Annotated in this window: 16 protein-coding genes; 6 read left to right on the forward strand and 10 right to left on the reverse strand. The window is 65.5% G+C overall.

Annotated elements, in window-relative coordinates; all coding sequences use genetic code 11:
* Positions 1-141 precede the first annotated feature (141 nt).
* Complete coding sequence (locus tag HWE04_RS03060) at positions 142-1,191, reverse strand: AraC family transcriptional regulator (RefSeq protein ID WP_446719203.1); 1,050 nt, start codon at positions 1,189-1,191, stop codon at positions 142-144.
* 79 nt (positions 1,192-1,270) lie between these two features.
* Here HWE04_RS03060 and HWE04_RS03065 point away from each other — a divergent pair, with 79 nt between their 5' ends.
* The 4 genes from HWE04_RS03065 (at position 1,271) to HWE04_RS03080 (ending at position 6,487) form a co-directional block, all read left to right on the forward strand.
* Complete coding sequence (locus tag HWE04_RS03065; protein ID WP_241811451.1) at positions 1,271-2,539, forward strand: MFS transporter; 1,269 nt, start codon at positions 1,271-1,273, stop codon at positions 2,537-2,539.
* 209 nt (positions 2,540-2,748) lie between these two features.
* Positions 2,749-3,366, forward strand: a complete 618-nt coding sequence (locus HWE04_RS03070; RefSeq protein WP_241811452.1) for a glutathione S-transferase family protein — start codon at positions 2,749-2,751, stop codon at positions 3,364-3,366.
* Between the two features lie 59 nt (positions 3,367-3,425).
* Complete coding sequence (locus tag HWE04_RS03075) at positions 3,426-5,507, forward strand: FAD-binding oxidoreductase (protein ID WP_241811453.1); 2,082 nt, start codon at positions 3,426-3,428, stop codon at positions 5,505-5,507.
* A gap of 89 nt (positions 5,508-5,596) precedes the next feature.
* Complete coding sequence (locus HWE04_RS03080; RefSeq protein WP_241811454.1) at positions 5,597-6,487, forward strand: LysR family transcriptional regulator; 891 nt, start codon at positions 5,597-5,599, stop codon at positions 6,485-6,487.
* On the opposite strand, the gene HWE04_RS03085 is transcribed toward HWE04_RS03080, so the two are convergent.
* The 9 genes from HWE04_RS03085 to HWE04_RS03125 all read right to left on the reverse strand — a co-directional run bounded on the left by HWE04_RS03085 (position 6,484) and on the right by HWE04_RS03125 (position 17,745).
* Positions 6,484-7,461, reverse strand: coding sequence for a LysR family transcriptional regulator (locus HWE04_RS03085; RefSeq protein WP_237022556.1), 978 nt, complete (start codon positions 7,459-7,461; stop codon positions 6,484-6,486). The genes HWE04_RS03080 and HWE04_RS03085 overlap by 4 nt on opposite strands.
* 43 nt (positions 7,462-7,504) lie before the next feature.
* Positions 7,505-8,524 (reverse strand): histone deacetylase family protein, encoded by a 1,020-nt coding sequence (locus tag HWE04_RS03090; RefSeq protein WP_077236616.1) that lies wholly within the window; start codon positions 8,522-8,524, stop codon positions 7,505-7,507.
* A complete protein-coding gene (locus HWE04_RS03095; RefSeq protein WP_241811455.1) occupies positions 8,524-9,852 on the reverse strand; it encodes an MFS transporter in 1,329 nt (442 codons plus the stop codon). The genes HWE04_RS03090 and HWE04_RS03095 overlap by 1 nt, the downstream gene beginning before the upstream one ends.
* Positions 9,853-10,112: 260 nt before the next feature.
* Positions 10,113-11,570 (reverse strand): NADP-dependent succinate-semialdehyde dehydrogenase, encoded by a 1,458-nt coding sequence (gabD, locus tag HWE04_RS03100; protein WP_241811456.1) that lies wholly within the window; start codon positions 11,568-11,570, stop codon positions 10,113-10,115.
* Positions 11,571-11,618: 48 nt separating this feature from the next.
* Complete coding sequence (locus HWE04_RS03105; protein WP_006465263.1) at positions 11,619-12,452, reverse strand: ABC transporter permease; 834 nt, start codon at positions 12,450-12,452, stop codon at positions 11,619-11,621.
* Between the two features lie 52 nt (positions 12,453-12,504).
* Positions 12,505-13,788 (reverse strand): ABC transporter permease, encoded by a 1,284-nt coding sequence (locus HWE04_RS03110; RefSeq protein ID WP_241811457.1) that lies wholly within the window; start codon positions 13,786-13,788, stop codon positions 12,505-12,507.
* A gap of 224 nt (positions 13,789-14,012) precedes the next feature.
* Positions 14,013-15,056 (reverse strand): ABC transporter substrate-binding protein, encoded by a 1,044-nt coding sequence (locus HWE04_RS03115; RefSeq protein WP_182994014.1) that lies wholly within the window; start codon positions 15,054-15,056, stop codon positions 14,013-14,015.
* A 172-nt stretch (positions 15,057-15,228) separates the two neighbouring features.
* Positions 15,229-16,350 carry an ABC transporter ATP-binding protein gene (locus HWE04_RS03120; protein ID WP_241811458.1) on the reverse strand — a complete coding sequence of 374 codons (1,122 nt, stop codon included), beginning with the start codon at positions 16,348-16,350 and terminating at the stop codon, positions 15,229-15,231.
* A 114-nt stretch (positions 16,351-16,464) separates the two neighbouring features.
* Entirely contained in the window at positions 16,465-17,745 is a 1,281-nt protein-coding gene (locus tag HWE04_RS03125; protein ID WP_077236611.1) for a 4-aminobutyrate--2-oxoglutarate transaminase, read from the reverse strand.
* A gap of 126 nt (positions 17,746-17,871) precedes the next feature.
* Between HWE04_RS03125 and pdxR the strand changes: the two genes are divergently transcribed.
* Together pdxR and HWE04_RS03135 are read left to right on the forward strand one after the other, a co-directional pair.
* Positions 17,872-19,440, forward strand: coding sequence for a MocR-like pyridoxine biosynthesis transcription factor PdxR (gene pdxR, locus HWE04_RS03130; protein WP_077236610.1), 1,569 nt, complete (start codon positions 17,872-17,874; stop codon positions 19,438-19,440).
* Positions 19,441-19,612: 172 nt separating this feature from the next.
* Entirely contained in the window at positions 19,613-20,620 is a 1,008-nt protein-coding gene (locus HWE04_RS03135; protein WP_241811459.1) for a zinc-binding alcohol dehydrogenase family protein, read from the forward strand.
* Positions 20,621-20,653 lie beyond the last annotated feature (33 nt).

A 20,653-nucleotide genomic window follows, 5' to 3' on the forward strand; every position in this document is an offset into this window, starting at 1 on the left:
CTCCCCCGGCAGCCATCATAGCCAAGGGGGATGGAGGCGTACAAGGGGGCGGACACGATTGGCCGGCAGCATCCCGCCGGGCAATATTGTCCCGGAGAAAAACGCTTGAGTACGCGCCGCAGTCGGCGCCGGCGGGCAGGGTCAGCCCAGCCGGGCCTGGCTGGGCGGATGACCGATGATGCGCTTGAAGGCGCGGCTGAAGGAGGCTTCCGAATCGTAGCCGAGGCGCTCGGCCACCACCGCCACGCGCAGCCCGTCGCGGGCGATCCAGTGGCGTGCCTGGAACATCTTCACCCGGGCCACGTACTTGGCCGGGGTCTCGCCCACCGCGCTGGAAAACTTCTCGATGAAGCTCGATCGCGAGGCCCCCATCAGCGAGGCCAGTTCGGCCACCGACCAGTCACGCTCCGGGTGCTGGTGCACCGCCGCCAGTACGCGCCCGATCTGCGGGCAGCGCACCGCCGCGATCCAGCCGTTGGCATCGGTGCAGGCGCATTCCACCCAGCCGCGGATGATGCTGGCCGCCAGCACATCGGCCAGGCGTGCCAGGATGCCGCAGGCGCCGATGCGGTTGAGCACCACCTCGCGCTCCATCGCATCGAGCAGCGCCAGCACCGCCGGGTCTCGCTGGGCCAGGTCGCAGGCGCGCATCGCCTCCGGCATCATCATCAACAGCGGGTGCAGCGGATCGAGATTGAAGCGCAGCGTGCCGGAAAACAGCACATGAGAGGGCGCCGCCGTGACGGCTTCGGCACTGGCCCGGTCTACCTCCGCCAGGCCTGGCGCGCGGTCGTCCACCAGAAACAGGTTCTCCGCCAGCGCCTTGCGCGCCAGCTTGCCGATCTCCACCGTCGGCAACCCCGGTGAACTGGCCAGGGCATGCAGCGAACCCCGTGGCAGCAATACCGCATCACCGGCATTGAGCTGCAGCCAGTCATCCTGGCCGACCTGCATCCAGCAACTGCCCTGGGCGACGAAATGGAAAGTCGCCTCACGTCGCGCCGGTAGGGCCACGGCCCACGGTTCATGCAGCACATAGCGCGCATATTCCACGCCATCCAGCCGCAGGCCCAGCAGGATTTCGGTCAGCGCATCGCTTGGATCAGCCTGATGGGGCTGGCGCACGGCAGGCGCGGGACGGAACCCGGCAGGGGTCTCAGGGATATCGGACAAGTTTGGACGAATAGTCATCTTATTGCGAAATATCGGCATGGAAAGTCCAGGTATTTAACCATAAACTTCGCTTCCCTGTGATAAGAAAGGTATTTCCATGTCCAACCCCGGCACCCTCGAGGCCCCGCTGACCCAGACGTCGGCCCCGGCACGCCCAGCTTCCCCTCCTGCCCACGAAGCAGGGCAGGAGGCCCCCGCCAACTGGGCCGGCATTGCCAGCCTGGCGCTCGGCGTCTTCAGCCTGGTCACTGCCGAATTCCTGCCGGCCAGCCTGCTGACAGCCATCGCCACCGACCTGCACGTCTCCGACGGCGCCGCTGGCCAGGCCGTCACCGCCACTGCCATCGTCGGCGCCGTGGCCGCACCCAGCATCCCGCTGCTGACCCGCAATATCGACCGCAAGCGCGTGGTGCTGATGCTCTCGCTCCTGCTGCTGATCTCCAACATCCTGGCCGTGACTGCACCCAGCCTGCCGGTGCTGCTGGTGGCGCGGGTCCTGCTGGGGGTAGCGCTGGGCGGCTTCTGGTCGATGGCGGCGGCCCTGGCCATGCGCCTGGTGCCGGAACGCCTCTTCGCCCGTGCCATGTCGCTGATCTTGACCGGGGTCTCGGTGGCGACCGTCTGCGCCGCCCCCATCGGCGCCTACATGGGCAATCTGTGGGGCTGGCGCAGCGCCTTCGTGGCCGCTGGCGTGGTCAGCCTGGTGGCCATCGCCATCCAGTGGATCGCCATTCCCCGGCTGCCGCCCAAGGATCACCCCAGCCTCAAGGTCTTGTCCGAACTGCTGGGCCGCACCGATGTGCGGGTGGCCTTGCTGGCGGTACTGCTGGTGGTGTCGGGGCATTTTGCCGGCTTCACCTATATCCGCCCGCTGATGGAGCAGATCACCCACATGTCGGTGGCCACCATCTCGGCGGTGTTGCTGGGCTATGGCGTGGGCGGCTTCTTCGGTAACTTCGCCGGCGGCTTCATCGCCGAGCGCAGCGAGCGCTATGCCATCGTGGCCGGCGGTACCCTGATTGCGCTGCTGGCGGCGTCCCTGTGGGTGGCCGGCAGCTCGCCGGTGGTGGCAGCCATCGCCATCACGCTGTGGGGCTTTGCCTTTGGCGCCTTCCCGGTCGGCTTCCAGACCTGGATCGTACGGGCCGCCCCGGACCATGCCGAAGGTGCTGGTGGCCTGCTGGTAGCGGCCTTCCAGGTCGCCATCGCCAGCGGCGCCATCGGTGGCGGTGTGCTGGTGGATCACGTCGGCGCCCTGGGTGGGCCGATCTTCGCGGTGGTCACCATTTCGCTGGGTACGCTGCTGACCCTGCGCTACGGCCCGCGTGGCGGCGGCGCGGCGGTGGCCGGCAACGCCCACTTCTGAGACCGCCCTGACTGACTGTCCGTCCTGATGCAGTCCTCCCGCTTCCGGTGGCCTCTGGCACCGGAAGCAGCACCCCTCCCGGCATTATTCCTCCCCATGCAATAAAGAAGTGCTCACGGCACGGATTCTCTTCATCCGCGCTTGGCCCCACACTGGCTTCACGGTTCAGGAACAAGTCCTGACCGACTTAACCCACCAGGAGCCACCCCATGAAGATCCATCACCACCCCATGTCCGGCCACGCCCACCGCGCCGTCCTGTTCGCCTCCCTGCTCGGCCTGGATGCCGAACTGATCGAAGTCGACCTGATGGCCGGCGCCCACCGCCAGCCGGCCTTCCTCGCGCTCAACCCTTTCGGTCAGGTTCCGGTGCTGGAAGATGAAGGTGTGGTCATCGCCGACTCCAACGCCATCCTGGTCTACCTGGCCAAGAAAGCCGGTCGCAGCGACTGGCTGCCGGAAGACGCGCAGGGCGCAGCGACCGTGCAGCGCTGGTTGTCGGTGGCGGCCGGCGAACTGGCCTACGGCCCGGCGGCGGCGCGACTGGTGACGGTATTCGGTGCCACCTTCAATGCCGAGGAAGTGATCAAGCGCGCCCACGTCCTGCTCAACCGCATGGAACAGCACCTGGGCCAGCGCACCTGGCTGGCGGCCGACCATCCCACCATCGCCGACGTGGCCGTCTACAGCTACCTGGCCCGCGCCCCGGAAGGCAATGTCGACCTGAGCGGCTACCCGGCAGTGACCGCTTTCCTGGCGCGCATCGAAGCCTTGCCTGGTTTCGTGCCGTTCATCCAGACCCCGGCCGGCCTGACCGCCAAGGCCTGAACGTCCAGTCCACCGATCAGCCGACCACCCACCACCCATCAGATTCAGTGAGGCCAGACATGAAGACTCCTTCCAACGCACCGACCTGGCATGCCGGCGAAAAGCTGCTCCAGCAAAAGCTGGGCGTGGCCGACAAGATGGAAGCGGTGGGGCGTCGCGTGGTGCGCGACTTCATGCCCGACCAGCATCGCGCCTTCTACGCCCAGTTGCCCTTCATCGTGCTGGGTAGCGTGGACGCCGAGGGCGATGCCTGGGCCACCTTCCTGGAAGGCCGGCCCGGCTTCATGGCGTCGCCTTCGCCCACGGTGCTGGACATCCGGGCCCGTCCCTCGGCCCAGGACCCGGCAGCGGCCGGCATGATCGCCGGTGCGCCAGTGGGTTTGCTGGGGATGGAACTGCATACCCGTCGCCGCAACCGCATGAATGGCGTGCTCACGCCGCTGGCCGATGGCTGGCGGGTGGAGGTGGACCAGAGTTTCGGCAACTGCCCGCGCTACATCCAGCTGCGTGATTTTTCCTTCGAGCGCGAACCGCAAGCGGCCCATGTCGACCAGGTCGAGCCGATGACCAGCTTCGACGCTGCAGCCCGCACGCTGATCAGCCAGGCCGACACCTTCTTCGTGGCCTCCTATGTCGCTCTGGAAGAAGCCCGCCAGGTCGATGTCTCGCATCGCGGCGGCAAGGCCGGTTTCGTCCGGGTGAACCAGGACGGCTCGCTGACCGTGCCGGACTTCGACGGCAACCTGTTCTTTTCCACACTTGGCAACATCGTCCTCAATGGCCGGGCCGGCCTGATGTTCGTCGATTTCGACAAGGGCGACGTCCTGCAGATGACCGGCGAGGCCGAGCTGATCCTGGAGTCGCCCGAGATCGCCGCCTTCCAGGGCGCCGAACGGCTGTGGACCTTCCGCCCGCGCAAGATCGTGCGTCGCCCCGGCGCGCTGGCCCTGCGCTGGCGTTTCCAGCAAGACGCCTGGTCGCCGAACTCGCTCATGACGGGCGACTGGCAGCAGACCGGCCAACGCCTGCTGGCCCAGGAGCAGGGTAGCCGCTGGCGCAGGCTCAAGGTGGCCCGCGTGGTGCAGGAGAGCGATTCCATCCGCTCCTTCCACCTGCAGCCTGATGACGGTGCGGGCCTGCTGCCGGCGCTGCCCGGCCAGCACCTGCCGATCCGCGTGCAGACCGCCGGCAGCGACAAGCCGCTGATCCGCACCTATACCTTATCCTCGGCACCGTCGGATGCGCATTACCGCATCAGCGTCAAGCGTGATGGCCAGGTATCCCAGCATCTTCATGCGCAATTGCAGGAAGGTGACCATATTGAAGTGCGGGCGCCGGCCGGCGATTTCATGCTGGATGAAACATCCTCCCGGCCGGTAGTCCTGTTGGCCGGTGGCGTGGGCATCACGCCCATGATCGCGATGCTGCGTCACATGGTGTATGAAGGTTTGCGCACGCAGCGCATGCGCCCGGCCACACTGTTATACGCTGCACGCAGCAAAAATGACCGCGCATTCGACGCCGAACTGGCGCAACTGGTGGCAGCCGGCAAGGGGGCCATCAAGGTGGTGCGCGTGCTGGGCGACACCACCGATGCCATCGAAGGCCGCGACTTCGATGCCGCCGGCCGCATCGACATGACCTTGCTGGCACGCTCGCTGTCCTTCGGTGATTACGAGTTCTACCTGTGCGGGCCGTCACCGTTCATGCAATCGCTCTACGACGGCCTGCGCGGCTATGGCATCGGCGATGAACGCATCCATGCCGAAGCCTTCGGCCCGGCATCGCTCACCCGCACCGGCGCTGCCACCGAGATGGCACAGCCAGCTCAAGCCGCACCCGCCCCGGTACCGGTTGCCACCGAAGCGGTGCCGGTGTTCTTCATGGACAGCCTCAAGGAAGCGCGCTGGACACCCGGCACCGGCAGCCTGCTGGAACTGGCCGAGGCCCGCGGCCTGGAGCCGGAATTCAGCTGCCGCGAAGGCCACTGCGGTACCTGCCGCACCCGCCTGCTGGCCGGCGCCGTCACCTACCCGACGCCGCCCCAGGCCAAGGTCGGCGAGGGTGAAGTGCTGCTGTGCTGCGCCGTTCCCGCGCAGCCGGCCGAGCCGGCAAGTGGCCGCATCGAACTGGCGCTGTAGGCGGGATCATGCGCGCCATGCGGGTTGCCTCCGGCCCGGCAGAAGCAGGCATAATGCGAGCTTCTTCGATACCCAGGGAAGGGAAGCACATGGACCGTTGGCTGGCGATGCGCATCTTCGTACAAGTCGCGGAAACGGCCAGTTTCGCCAAGGCCGCGCGACAGATGCAATTGAGCGCCCCGGTGGTGACCCGTACCGTGGCGGCGCTGGAAGAACTGGTCGGCGGTCGCCTGCTGATCCGCACCACCCGCTCGGTGAAGACCACCGAAGCCGGCGCGCGCTACCTGGAAGACTGCCGCCGCATCCTGGGCGAGATCGCCGAAGCCGAGGCCGCCGCCGCCGGCCACCACGCCAGGCCTGCCGGTACGTTAGCGGTGACCGCCTCCTTCATGTTCGGGCAGATGCATGTGCTGCCCATCGTCACCGAATACCTGGACCTCTATCCCGAGATGCGGGCGCGTACCTTCTTCATCGACCGCCCCGTCAACATCGTCGATGAAGGCATGGACGTGGCCATACGCATCGGCCATCTGCCCGACTCCGGCTTTACGGCCATCCAGGTGGGATCGGTCAGCCAGGTGATCTGCGCCGCGCCGGATTACCTGCGCCAGCACGGCACACCTGCCTCGCCTACCGATCTCAAGCAGCATCGTATCGTCACCTCCACCAGCGCCTGGGCCTCGCCGGAATGGCGCTTCGCCGACGGCCAGCGCGTGCTGATCGACGCCGTCCTGCAGACCAACACCAACGAAGCCGCCATCAGCACCGCCCGCAAGGGCTGGGCACTGACCCGGGTGCTGGCCTACCAGGTCGCGGCCGATCTGAAGGAAGGCCGCTTGCAGCGCGTGCTGCGCGAATTCGAAGAGCCACCCCTGCCGATCCACGTGCTCTACCCGGAAGGGCGGCACTCACCGGCCAAGGTGCGGGCTTTCATCGACCTGGCGGTGGCGCGCTTGCGGGGCAATCCGCTGTTCAGCTAGCTTGCCGTCCTGGCCTCTAGCGGCACCCGTTGCAGGAACCTTTCAAACGAGGCCAGGAAAGCCTGCTCCGGCGCCGACAGCTTGCGCTGCCCATGCCAGGTCAGGAAGACATCGATCTCGGCCACCGGCCCGTCCAGCGGGAGCACCTTCAACTGGCCCTCGGCCACGTCCTGGCCGATCAGGTGCTCGGGCAGGAAACTCAGGCCCACGCCGGCCACCACCATGCGGCGGATTTCCTCCACATGCGGTGAGGTGCCGGCAATATGGCCGGTGAAGCCCTGCTGGTCGCGGAAGACGGTCAACGGGGACAGCGTGTCGCCCAACTGGTCGCTGGCGAAGCAGACGAAATTCTGCACCAGCAGTTCGGCCATGCTGACGCTGCGCTGGGCGAACAGGGGATGATGGCGTCCGCACACCAGCACATAGCGATGCCGCAGGAAGAGGCGCCGCTCCAGTTTTTCCACCGGCTTGCGGCACAGGCACAGGCCCAGGCCGCTGCTGCCCTTGGCCAGAGTGTCGAGAATGGCGGCACTCTGCATGACATCGATACGGAACTCCACACGCGGATAGCGGCGATGGAAGCGCGCCAGGAAATCGTCATACGCCGCGCTCTGCACCCGGCTCATCAGCAACAGCCGCAGACTGCCCGCCACGTCCTCGCCGGCATGCCCGGCGGCGCCATCGATGCGCGCCACCATGCCATACATCTCCCGCGCCACCGCATAGATTTCCTCGCCCAGCGGCGTCAGGCGGAATTCACCATGGCGGCGGTGCAGCAGCACGCCGCCCAGGGTCTCTTCCAGTCGCCGCAGGGCCTGGCTGACTGCAGGCTGGCTCAGGCACAGGGTCTCGGCGGCGCGCCCCACGCCCCGCTCCTGGACCACGAACATGAAGGTGCGCAGGAGGTTCCAGTCCATGCGTTCCGAGGACAGCGGCGGCAGGAGCGGGCGGGGGCTGGCAGGGTCGTGGCGCATGGGGGGCTCTGGCGTTGGGGGCTGGGGGAGCGGCAATGGCGATTCAGGGATGCTCCAGTCCGGCGAAGAATCGCGCGGCATTGTCCTGCAATCCGGCAATATGGTAACCGCCTTCCTGCACTACCAGCGTGGGCAGTCCCAGCGCGCCCACCGCGCGCCCCAGCCGTTCGAAGCCGGCCGCGCTCACACCGACCACGGCCTGCGGGTCTTTCTCGAAGATGTCGAAGCCCAGGCTCAGCACCAGCACCTCCGGCTGATACAGGGTGATGGCGCGGCAGGCCTGCTGCAGCCGGTCGAAGAAGACCGCCTCCGGCGAGCCATGGGGCATGGGCAGGTTGAGGTTGTAACCCAGGCCTTCGCCCTGGCCGCGCTCTTCCTCGAAGCCGGCCACCACCGGATAGAAATTCACCGGATCACCGTGGATGGAGACATACATCACGTCCCGCCGGGCATAGAAGATTTCCTGGATGCCCTGGCCGTGGTGCATGTCGGTATCCAGCACCAGCACCCGCCGATGACGTTCGCTCAGCATCTGCGCGGCGATGGCGGCATTGTTGAGATAGCAGAAGCCACCGGCCGCATCGCGCCGCGCATGGTGGCCCGGCGGGCGGCACAGCGCATAGGCACGCCGCTCACCGGCCAGCAGCGCCTGTGCGCCGGCGATGGCGCATTGCGCCGACCAGTAGGCCGCATGCCAGGTCTGTGGCCCCACCGGGCAGCTGCCATCGGCCAGGTAACGCGCCGCCTTGGCCAGCACGCCGCGCAGGGGATTGGGTTCGCGCACGAAAATGTTGGAGACCACTTCATCGCCCCAGTCGTCGGGCAAGGCCATCCATTGTGCATGGGCCTCCTGCAGGAATTGCAGATAATCCAGCGCATGCACCGCACCGATGGCGGCCGCCCCGGCATCCGGTGGTGCCTGTACTGCAAAGCCCAGGCGGGTGGCCAGCGCGGCCAGTTCGTCCAGCCGTTGCGGTACCTCCTGCGGCACGCGCATCTTGCCGCGCGAGTAATAGCTCTGGGGGTGATGCAGTTTCTGGTCGGGGTGGTAGAAGGTCTTCATCAGCCCTCCTGTGCCTGCAGACCGCGTTCCGGGGCGGCATGGTGTACATGGCCCAGGCGCTGTACGCACAGCAGCGACAGCAGCGAGATACCGGAGAACAGCAGGGCCAGCGGCCACCACTGGCCCTGGAATTTTTCCGCGAGGACGGTGCCCAGCAAGGGTGTCAGCCCGCCGAAGATGGCGCCCGAAACCTGATAGGCCATGGAAATGCCGGTATAGCGGATGCGGGTCGGGAAGGCCTCGCTGACGAAGCCGGCGATGACCGCATAGTAGGCGCCGATGAAGAGCACCGCGATCGCCACGCCCAGTGTCACGCTGGCCAGCGAACCCTGGTCCACCAGCGAGAACATGGCATAGGGCGAGACCACCGACAGCGCCGACATCGCCACCAGGAAACGATGATTGCCGACACCGCGTGCCAGGTGCGCCGCCAGCGGCGTGATGAAGAACTGCATCACCGACACCACCAGCAAGCCATTCAACACCAGCGCCCGCTGCAGGTGCAGGTATTGCGTGGTGTACACCAGCATGAAGGTATTGGTGAAGTAGAAGCCGGCGATGCCCAGCACATTGGCACCGATGGCCAGCGCCAGCAGGCCGGGCGCGCCCCGCAGTACCTCGGTCAGCGGCGCGCGCTCGGCGCGGGTGGCGGGTGCCGTGGCGCGGCGCTGCTGTTCGGCCAGGAAGTCGGGCGACTCTTGCACCGACAGCCGGATGGCGAATCCCACTGCCAGCAGCAGGGCGCTCACCAGGAAGGGAACGCGCCAGCCCCAGTCGAGGAAGACCGCATTGTCCTGGCTGCTGACCAGCTTGAACATGAGCGTGGCCAGGATCAGCCCGGCGGGGCTGCCCAGTTGCGCGAACGAGGCGAGGAAGGTGCGCCGGCTGCGATCCGGCGAATGTTCGGCCGCCATCAGCACGGCCCCGCCCCATTCGCCGCCGACGGCGATGCCCTGGATCAGGCGCAGCAGCACCAGGGCCACCGGCGCCCAGATGCCGATGCTGGCATAGGTCGGCAGCAGCCCGATCAGGATCGTCACCGAGCCCATCATCAGCAGTGTGATCACCAGCGATTTCTTGCGACCGACGCGGTCGCCGATGTAGCCGAATATCGCCCCGCCCAGCGGTCGCGCCAGGAAGCCGACGGCGAAGGTGCCAAAGGAAGCCAGCGTGCCGTAGAAGCCATTGGTGGTCGGGAAGAACAGCTTGCCGAACACCAGGGCCGAGGCCATGGCGTAGATGTAGAAGTCATACCATTCGATCATGGTGCCGACGAAGGCGGCCAGTGAGGCGCGAACCGGCTGGTGCCGGGGTGGGGCGGTGTGCATGGTCCAGTCTCCCGTAGTGGGTGTTGAGGTAAGGGGAACTGGAGTTATACGATTGCCGCGCTCATAAGAAAAATTAGCTTTTTGAATCTTTCACATTCGGTTTTCTTATGCGATAAATGCGTGCAACGGCCTGCGCCGTGCTTGTGCGCCTGCGCCATCATGGACAACGCCGCACGGCTGTTTGCACAGCGGTGCGGCGTTTTCAAGAGCCGATGCGAGGTCTGGTCAGGAGCGTTAACTTCCTGCGGCGATGGCTGGCGTCAGATGCCCCCCATGCACAGATACTTCACCACCAGATAATCATCGATCCCATAGTGCGACCCTTCGCGGCCCAGGCCGGATTGCTTGACGCCGCCGAAGGGAGCGACCTCATTGGAGATGAGCCCGGTATTGATGCCCACCATGCCCGATTCCAGGCCTTCGGCCACGCGCCAGATGCGGCCGATGTCACGTGAATAGAAATAGCTGGCCAGGCCGAATTCGGTGTCGTTGGCCAGGACCACGGCTTCGTCGTCGGTCTTGAAGCGGAACAGCGGGGCCATGGGGCCGAAGGTCTCTTCGCGGGCGACCTGCATGGCCGGGGTGACGTCGGCCAGCACGGTGGGTTCGAAGAAGCCATGGCCCAGCGCGTGGCGCTTGCCTCCCAGCAGCACGCGGGCGCCCTTGGCGACGGCGTCGGCGACGTGCTGTTCGACCTTCTTGACGGCCTGTTCGTTGATCAGCGGGCCCTGGTTCACGCCATTCTCCATGCCGTCACCGACCTTGAGTTTCTTCACCGCTTCCACCAGCTTGGCGGCGAAGGCATCGTACACGCCGTCTTGCACGTAGATGCGGTTGGCGCAGACGCAGGTCTGGCCGGCATTGCGGTACTTGGAGGCGATGGCGCCTTCGACGGCGGCATCCAGGTCGGCATCGTCGAAGACGATGAAGGGCGCATTGCCGCCCAGTTCCAGCGAGAGCTTCTTGATGCTCGATGCGCTCTGCTGCATCAGCAGCTTGCCCACGCCGGTGGAGCCGGTGAAGCTGATCTTGCGCACGATGGGGTTGGAGGTCATTTCTCCGCCGATTTCCTTGGCCGCGCCGGTGACGACGCTGAACACGCCCGCCGGCACGCCGGCGCGCTCGGCCAGGACCGCCAGCGCCAGGGCCGAGAAGGGGGTGGCTTCGGCCGGCTTCAAGACCATCGGGCAGCCGGCGGCCAGTGCCGGGCCGGCCTTGCGGGTGATCATTGCCGCCGGGAAGTTCCACGGGGTGATCGCCGCGCATACGCCGATGGCTTCCTTGACCACGACGATGCGGCTGTTCGGGGAGGGCGAGGGGATGGTGTCGCCGTAGGTGCGCTTGCCTTCTTCGGCAAACCACTCGATGAAGGAGGCGGCGTAGCCGATTTCGCCGCGTGCCTCGGCCAGCGGCTTGCCTTGCTCGGCGGTCATGATCAGGGCCAGGTCGTCGGCGTTGGCCATCATCAGCTCATACCAGCGGCGCAGGATGACGCTGCGTTCCTTGGCGGTCTTCTTCTTCCAGGCCGGCCAGGCAGCGTTGGCGGCCTCGATGGCGCGGCGCGTCTCGGTTGCGCCCATCATCGGCACATGGCCCAGCAGGGTGCCGTTGGCGGGGTTATGGACTTCATGGGTGGCGCCGCTGTCGGCGTCGCACCAGGCGCCGTTGACATAGGCTTGCTCGCGCAGCAGGGAAGGGTCTTTGAGTTGTTGCAGCATGTCGGGTCTCCGTTGGGTTTCCATGTAGGTATCCGGATGGGCGCAGCGTCAGAAGCGGGCTGCGGCCTTGTTGCGCCCGCGCAGCCATTCCAGGGCCAGCAGCAGGCAGGTCGAAAACAGGATCAGGATCGTCGCCAGCGCGGCGATGGTCGGGCTGATGTTGTCCTTGATGCCGGCAAACATCTGGCGCGGCAGCGTGGCCTGTTCGGGGCCGGCTACGAACAGGGTAAGAACCACTTCATCGAAGGAAGTTGCAAAGGCGAACAGGGCGCCCGAGATCAGGCCCGGGGCGATCACCGGCAGGGTGATGCGGAAGAAGGTGCGCAAGGGGCTGGCGCCCAGGCTCAGGCTGGCGCGCACCAGGTTGTGGTTGAAGCCCTGCAGGGTCGCCAGCACGGTGGTCACCACGAAGGGCGCACCCAGTGCAGCGTGCGCCAGGATCAGGCCGAGATAGCTGTCGGCCAGGCCGATCCGGGCAAAGAAGAGGTACACGCCCACGCCCACCACCACCACCGGCACGATCATGGGCGAAATCAGGATCGCCATCAGGATGCCCTTGCCCCGGAAGTCGGCCTTGTTCAGGCCGACCGCAGCCAGCGTACCCAGCACGGTGGCGATGACGGTGGCGGCCGGGGCGACGATGAAGCTGTTCCTGGCGGCGCGGATCCAGTCGTCCGAGGTGAACAGGTTCTCATACCAGCGTAGCGAGAACCCCTTGATGGGATACATCAGGAAGCTGCTGTCGGAAAACGACAGCGGGATCATCACCAGAATGGGCAGCACCAGGAACAGCAACACCAGCAGGTTGAAGCTGCGCGAGGCAAAGTACCAGACCCGTTCGACGAGCGAGGTATAGGGCGGGAAGAGAGGCGGTTTGTTCATGGCGGATTTCCTGGATTCATCGATGGCAGCGCGGCAGTCGGTCGGTGCAAGCTCATCCGATGCCGACGTCGACCTTGGCGAAGCGGCGGTAGACGCTGTACAGCACCAGGGTTGCGGCCAGCAGCAGGGCGCCCAGCGCGCAGGCCATGCCCCAGTTGATGGTGGTATTGATGAAGTAGGCGATGAAGTAGCTCACCATCTGTTCGTTGGGGCCGCCCAGCAGGGCCGGGGTGATGTAGTAGCCACCGGCCATGATGAATACCAGCAGCACGCCGGCACCCACGCCCGGATAGGTCTGCGGCACATAGACGCGCCAGAATGCGGCGAACGGGTGACTACCCAGCGACACGGCCGCCTTCAGGTAGGTCGGCGGCACCGACTTCATGACGCTGTAGAGCGGCAGGATCATGAAGGGCAGGAGGATGTGGGTCATCGAGATATACACGCCGACCCGGTTGAACACCAGTTCCAGCGGCGACTGCGTCAGGCCGGCCAGCATCAGGGCCTTGTTGACCAGGCCTTCCGATTGCAGCAGCACGATCCAGGCCGCCACGCGCACCAGGATCGAGGTCCAGAAGGGGATCAGCACCAGGATCATCAGCAGGTTGGCACGGCGCTCCGACATGGTGGACAGCCAGTAGGCCAGCGGATAGGCCAGCAGCAGCGTGATCAGGGTGACCACCGCGCTCATCCACAAGGTACGGCCGAAGATGGTGCGGTAGATGGCCGATTCGGGCGCGGCAGCTTCGATGTCGCCAAAGACGTTCTGGCGCAGGTCCAGCGAGGCCAGCAGGTAATAGGGTGAATAGACCGAGCCGTTCTGGGCGATCACGCGCCAGATGTCGGGCTGGCCCCAGAGCGGATTGAGGGCGATGATGGCCTCGCGCGCGGCGGCCGGTGCCAGTGGCTTGCCGTCGGCGTCGCGCAGCGGCATGGCGCGGGTGGTACCCATCACCAGCGAGCGCGAGCCGGCGATTTCGATATTGAGACGGCGCGCCAGGTTGCCGGCGGTGGTCTCTTCCTTGGCGCGGGCCAGGTCTTCGGCCAGGGCGGCGAAAGCCTGGTCGGGCAGGGCGGCCTTGCGGTCCCAGCGCGACAGTACCGCCACCGTCTGCGGCAGGGTAGCGGCGACTTCGGGATTTTCCACGGCGCGCTGCAGCAGCGCCACGATGGGGGCCACGAAGGTCAGCAGCAGGAAGATCGCCAGTGGGGCGATCAGTGCCAGTGCGCCCAGTCGCTTGCGGGTCTGGGCGGCGTGCAGTTCACGCTTGAGTTGCTGCGGGTCGGGTTCGGCCAGGGGCATGGCGGCGGCGGTGCGGGTGGCGATGGTGGTCATGTCTCGGTAGTCCGGTGGCAGCGGTGTTCAACGCAACGGTTCCTGGAAATCAGCGCGCCGTTGCAGGACGCATGCAACTGCTGCTGCAATACCCGCTCCCGTTCGGAATGAGTAGGCTCTGCGAGGGCCGTATCGAAGGCGCACAGAGGTGGGCGCCTTCGATACGCGGCTACGCCGCTACTCAGGACGAACGGGAGTGGGAGCGCGCAGCTGCATGGGGCCTCTTACTTCGCGATCCAGGCGGCGAAGCGCTGCTCCAGCTCTTCGCCGTGGTCGGTCCAGAACTGCAGGCTCAGTTGCACGGCGTCCTTGGCATTGGCCGGCGAGGTCGGCAGGTTGCCCAGGGTCTTGGCGTCCAGCAGCTTCAGGGCGCCCTTGTTGACGGGGCCGTAGGCGATGTTGTTGGCATAGACCTTCTGGTTCTCAGGCTGGCTGGCGAAGCTGATGAACTTCTCGGCCAGGGCCTTGTTCGGCGAACCCTTGGGGATCACCCAGTAATCCAGGGTATAGACGCTGCCGGTCCAGACCACCTTGAGGTTCTTGCCTTCGCGCTGGGCGGCATCGATGCGGCCGTTGTAGGCGTTGGCCATGACCACGTCACCCGAGGCCAGGAACTGTGCCGGCAGGGCGCCCGCGTCCCACCACTGGATGTTGGGTTTCAGCTGGTCCAGTTTCTTGAAGGCGCGGTCCACGCCTTCCTTGGTGGCCAGCACCTTGTAGACGTCCTTGGTCGGCACGCCGTCGGCCATCAGGGCGAATTCCAGGTTGTACTGGGCGCTCTTCTTCATGCCGCGCTTGCCGGGGTATTTCTTGGTGTCCCAGAAATCGGCCCAGCCGGTCGGTGCGGTCTTGAGCTTGTCGGCGTTGTAGGCCAGCACGGTGGACCAGACGAAGGCGCCCATGCCGCATTCGCTGACGGTGGCTTCGGGGATGTAGTCGTCCTTCTTGATGGTCTTGGCCAGGTCCAGCTTTTCGATCAGGCCATCGTCACAGGCGCGGTTGAGGTCGCCGCCATCGATTTCCACCACGTCCCAGCTGACCTTCCTGGTTTCGACCATGGCCTTGACCTTGGCCAGTTCACCGTTGAATTCGGCAGTCACGACCTTGGTGCCGGTGCTCTTCTGGAAGGGTTCGACGTAGGCGACCTTCTGCGCGTTGCCATTGGCGCCGCCGAAGTTGACCAGGGTCAGTTCAGCGGCAGAGGCCGCGCCGGAAAGCAGCAGGCCCAGGGCGAGCGGGGACAGCAGGGCGGGTGTCAGGCGTTTCATTGTTGTTCCTCGTTGGTTATCGTGCTTGTTGACTGTGTGACGTTGTTGCGCTGGATCGGACTTCATGGGCAATCTGCGTTGCCTGGAAAACTAACAAATGGAACTGCAACATCAAGGTACGGCGAAACAAAAAAGCTAAGAAAAACTAAGTAAACGGGAATGAGCCGGGCGCTCAGAGGAAGCAGCGCAGGCGATCCTGCGCGATATGCAGCACCACGCTGCTGCCCTCGGCCAGGCCGGCCAGCGCCGGGTCGGAGAGCGAGAGCTTGACGAAGCAATCTTCCTGCCCTGTGACGGTGCAACGCACACGCACATGGTCGCCGAAATAGATCAGGCCGCCGATGGTGGCGCGCAGGCTGTTGGGTTCGCTGCTGCCACCTGCGGCCAGGCGGATGCGTTCGGGGCGCACGCAGGCGGTGATGGTCTGGCCGGCGTGCGCGCGGTGGACATTGAGACCGGTCAGCACGGTGCCATCGGCCAGGCGCACGGTACAGTGCTCGCCCTGTACCGATTCCACGCTGCCCTTGAAACGGTTGTTGTCGCCGATGAAGTTGGCCACGAACTGGTTGTCGGGATATTCGTAGAGTTCGGTCACTGGGGCCAGCTGCTGGATCACGCCCTGGTCGAAGACGGCCACGCGGTCGGACATGGTGAGGGCTTCGCTCTGGTCGTGGGTGACATAGACGAAGGTCACGCCCAGGCGCTTGTGCAGGGCCTTCAGTTCCAGCTGCATGTGTTCGCGCAGCTGCTTGTCGAGCGCGCCCAGCGGTTCGTCCATCAACACCAGTTGCGGATCGAAGACCAGTGTGCGCGCCAGCGCCACGCGCTGCTGCTGGCCGCCCGAGAGCTGGGTCGGATAGCGGTCGCCGAATTTCCCCATCTGCACCATGTCCAGCGCCTGCTTGACCTTGGCTTCGCGGGTGGCGCGATCCATCTTGCGCACCGACAGCGGATAGGCCACGTTCTGGGCGATGGTCATGTGCGGGAACAGCGCATAGTTCTGGAACACCATGCCGATGTTGCGCTTGTGGGGCGGCACGCGGTTGAGCAACTGGCCATCGAGACGGATCTCGCCGCCGGTGGGAAACTCGAACCCCGCCAGCATCATCAGGCAGGTGGTCTTGCCCGAACCCGAGGGGCCGAGCAGGGTCAGGAATTCGCCACGGCGAATCTCCAGGTCCAGGCTCTTGACGATCAGGTTCTCGCCGTCATAGGTCTTCTTCACGCCACAGAACTGCACCAGCACATCGCTGTTGCTGTCGGCCGTCGCTTGTTGCTGGGGTGCCTGCTTCATTGCATAAGCTGCCATCATCGATCCTCTCTCTACGCGGGGCCGGATTCGTCGTCCGGCCCGTCTACCCTGTTACTGATCTGCTATTGATTCTGCAGCTGCCCTGCAATGCAAATCTCAGGCCAGCTTGATGGCTGCGGCCAGGATGCCCAGCGCTTCGTCCATGACGGCATCAGGAATCGTCAGCGGGAACAGGAAGCGGATCACGTTGCCGTAGCTGCCGCAGGTCAGCAGCAGCAGGCCGTGATCCAGGGCGTGTTGTTGCACCTTCTTCGTGTAGTCCGCATCCGGCTTGCCGGTGGCCGGGTCGGCGAACTCGACGGCGACCATGGCACCCACGCCGCGCACTTCGGCAATCTGCGGCACGGCCGAACGCAGCTCCTTGAGATGCTCCTGCAGCTTGTCGCCCAGGCGCGCGCCACGGGCCACCAGCTTTTCTTCCTGCATCACGTCCAGCACCGCCAGCGCCGAGGCCACCGCCAGGGGATTGCCGGCATAGGTGCCGCCCAGGCCACCGGGGGCGGGCGCATCCATGATCTCGGCACGACCGTTGACGGCCGACAGCGGCATGCCACCGGCCAGGCTCTTGGCCATGGTCATCAAATCGGGCAGCACATCGTAATGTTCCATCGCAAACAGTTTGCCGGTACGGCCATAGCCGGACTGCACTTCGTCGGCGATCAGCAGGATGCCGTGCTCGTCGCAGATGGCGCGCAGGCCGCGCATGAAGTCGGCCGGGGCGGCGTAGAAGCCGCCTTCGCCCTGCACCGGCTCCAGGATGATGGCGGCCACGCGGCGCGCTTCGATGTCGCTCTTGAAGAGGCCCTTGACGGCTTCCAGCGCATCCTCGGTGCTGATGCCATGCAGCGCGCTGGGGTAGGGGGCGTGGTAGACGTCGCCCGGGAAGGGCCCGAAGCCCAGCTTGTAGGGAGCGACCTTGCCGGTCAGCGCCATGCCCATCATGGTCCGGCCGTGGAAGCCGCCGGCAAAGGCGATCACGCCAGGACGGCCGGTATGGGCGCGGGCGATCTTGATGGCGTTTTCCACCGCCTCGGCGCCGGTGGAAAAGAAGGCGGTCTTCTTGGGGTAGTCGCCCGGGGTCACGGCGTTGATGCGCTCGGCCAGTTCCACGTAGCTGGCATAGGGCACGATCTGGTAGGCGGTGTGGGTGAACTTCTCCATCTGGGCGCGCATGGCGTCGAGCAGCTTCGGATGACGGTGGCCGGTGTTGAGCACGGCGATGCCGGCGGCGAAGTCGATGAAGCGGCGGCCCTCGACATCCCACAACTCGGCGTTGACGGCACGCTCGGCGTAGAAGTCGCACATCACGCCCACGCCGCGCGGGGTGGCGGCGTTCTTTCGTTGTTGCAGTTCCTGGTTGGTCACCTGGGTGGTCATTGCTTGCTCCGTTCTTGCTGCGTTGAATGGCGCCGGCACGGCGCGGAAATTGCTGAGTCGGGAAACAATATAAAACCCAAGTGGCACTGTAATATAGAGCCAATTTCAAATATCTGATGGTGCCACTTGAAACTTGCCTCCTTGTCCGACTATCTGCTGCTGCGCATCAACCGACCTTCGTCCAAGGCCGGTCCGGGCAAGGGCCGTGCCGCTGCCGGCCGGGAAAGCGCCGCAGCGAAAAGCCCCCGCACAGGCAAGACCGCGGCTGCCGTTCCGGTGAATCGGCAGATCTACCAGTTGATCCGCGAAGCCATCCTGGCCCACACCTTGCCGGCCGGCATGCAATTGCCGTCCTCGCGCGACCTCGCCACTGAGCTGGGGACCTCGCGCAATACCGTGACCTATGCCTATGAGCAGTTGCTGGCCGAGGGGTATCTGGAAAGCCGCACCGGCGCCGGAACCTTCGTGGCCGACACGGCGCCGGACCAGATGCCCGAAGCAGTGGAGCGCAAGGAGCCGCTGACGGACCCCTCCGGCAAGTCCGAACTGTCGGCGCGGGGTGCGTTGCTGACGCGGCAGGCCGGTGTCGGCGAGCGCCAGTGGGGTGCCTTCATGCCAGGTGTGCCGGACGTCACCTGTGTGCCTTACAAGATCTGGGGGCGGCTGCAGAACAAGCACTGGCGCCGTTCCAATTCCGACCTGCTGACCTATGGCCCCGGCGCCGGTTATGCGGGGCTGCGCGAGCAGATCGCCGAATACCTGCGCGTGGCGCGCTCGGTCAATTGCACGGCCTCGCAGGTGTTGATCACCACCGGCATCCACCAATCGATCGACATCGTGGTCAAGCTGCTGGGCGAGCATGGCGATACCGCCTGGGTCGAAGACCCCTGCTACTGGGGTACGCGCAGCGTGCTCAATTCGCTGGGCATCCAGTCGGTCCCCATCGCGGTGGACCAGGAAGGCATGCGCATGCGCCTGGCCAACCTGCGCCGGCCACCGCGCTTCATCTGCACCACGCCTTCGCACCAGTACCCGCTGGGCATGGTGATGAGCCTGTCGCGGCGGCGCATGCTGCTGGAATACGCCGCCACCCACAAGGTGTGGATCATCGAGGATGACTACGACAGCGAATTCCGCTACGGTGGACGGCCGCTGGCTTCGCTGCAGGGCATGGATACACAGGACCGGGTGCTCTACATGGGGACCTTCAGCAAGATCATGTTCCCGGGCTTGCGCATCGGTTTCCTGGTGGTGCCGGAATCGCTCTCCCGCGCCTTCGCCACCGGCATCGCCGAGTTGTACCGCAACGGCCAGGTGTTCCTGCAGGCGACGCTGGCCGACTTCATGGCCGAGGGGCATTTTGCGTCGCACATCCGCAAGATGCGGGTGCTCTACGCGGAACGGCTGCAGTTGCTGCAACAGGCCATCAATCGCCACTTCGGCGAAAAGATGACCATCACCGGCGGCGAGGCCGGCCTGCACCTGGTGCTGGGTCTGCCGCAGGAATGCGACGACGTGCTCATCTGCGAGCAGGCGCTGGCCGCCGGTATCGTGGTGCGACCGCTGTCGCGCTACTACATGCATGCCCGTGGTGCGCGGCGTGGACTGCTGCTGGGCTATGCGAGTGTCCCCAATGACGAGATCGCCCGGGCGTTCGACAAGCTGGCTGCGGTGATCAAGCCGCATCTGGCGTGAGCCGCCTGCAGCAAGGGATTGCGGGCGATTTTCGCTTCTGCGATGAAAGTCTTTATCGGGGCAGGTTCTGGCGGTCGCGAGCTTGCGGACCTAAGATGGTGTCCATGCAAGGCAGGCAGATACAAGCCTCCTGCCTGATGCAACCCTCATGTTCCACAGGAAAGGATTTCCCATGAAAGCCATCGTCTACAGGCAGCACGGCCTGCCCATCAGCAACCCCGAGTCCCTGATCGATACCACCCTGCCCGAGCCCACACCGGGCGAGCGCGACCTGCTGGTCGAGGTCAAGGCGATCTCGGTCAATCCGGTCGATACCAAGGTGCGCGCCGGCTCGCCCGTCAAGGAGCCGCGCGTACTGGGCTGGGACGCCTCGGGCGTGGTGCGCGCCGTGGGATCGGCAGTAACGCTGTTCCAGCCTGGCGATGAAGTGTTCTATGCCGGCTCCATCACCCGATCCGGCTCCAACAGCGAACTGCACGTGGTCGACGAGCGCATCGTCGGCCGCAAGCCCGCCAGCCTGGGCCACGCCGATGCAGCCGCCATCCCGCTGACGGCCATCACGGCCTGGGAACTGCTGTTCGACCGCGTGGCCGTGCCGGAAGGTGGTGGCCAGGGACGCAGCCTGCTCATCATCGGTGCTGCCGGGGGTGTCGGCTCCATGCTGACCCAGTTGGCCCGTCGCCTGACGCAACTGACCGTCATCGGCACCGCCTCGCGCCCGGAGACCGTGCAATGGGTGCAGGAGCTGGGTGCGCACCACGTGATCGACCATAGCCAGCCGCTCAAGCCGCAGCTGGAGAAGATCGGCATCCCCGAGGTCGATATCGTCATCAGCCTGACCCACACCGACCAGCACTTTGTGCAGATCGTCGAGGTACTGGCGCCGCAGGGCCAACTGGCCCTGATCGACGACCCGGCCACGCTGGATGTGGTGCCGCTCAAGCGCAAGAGCATTTCGCTGCACTGGGAGCTGATGTTTACGCGCTCCATGTTCCAGACCGCCGACATGATCCGCCAGCACGAGCTCCTGCAACGCGTGGCGCAACTGATCGACGAGGGTGTGCTGCGCACCACCACGGGCGAGCATTTCGGCAGCATCAATGCCGAGAATCTGCGCCGCGCGCATGCCCTGATCGAGACCAATCGGGCGCGGGGCAAGGTGGTGCTGGAAGGCTTCTGAAGTCCGCTAAAGAATTCCGTGACGTATTGAAGC

This window comes from Herbaspirillum sp. C7C2, from assembly GCF_022627865.1.
Taxonomy (GTDB): domain Bacteria; phylum Pseudomonadota; class Gammaproteobacteria; order Burkholderiales; family Burkholderiaceae_D; genus Herbaspirillum; species Herbaspirillum frisingense.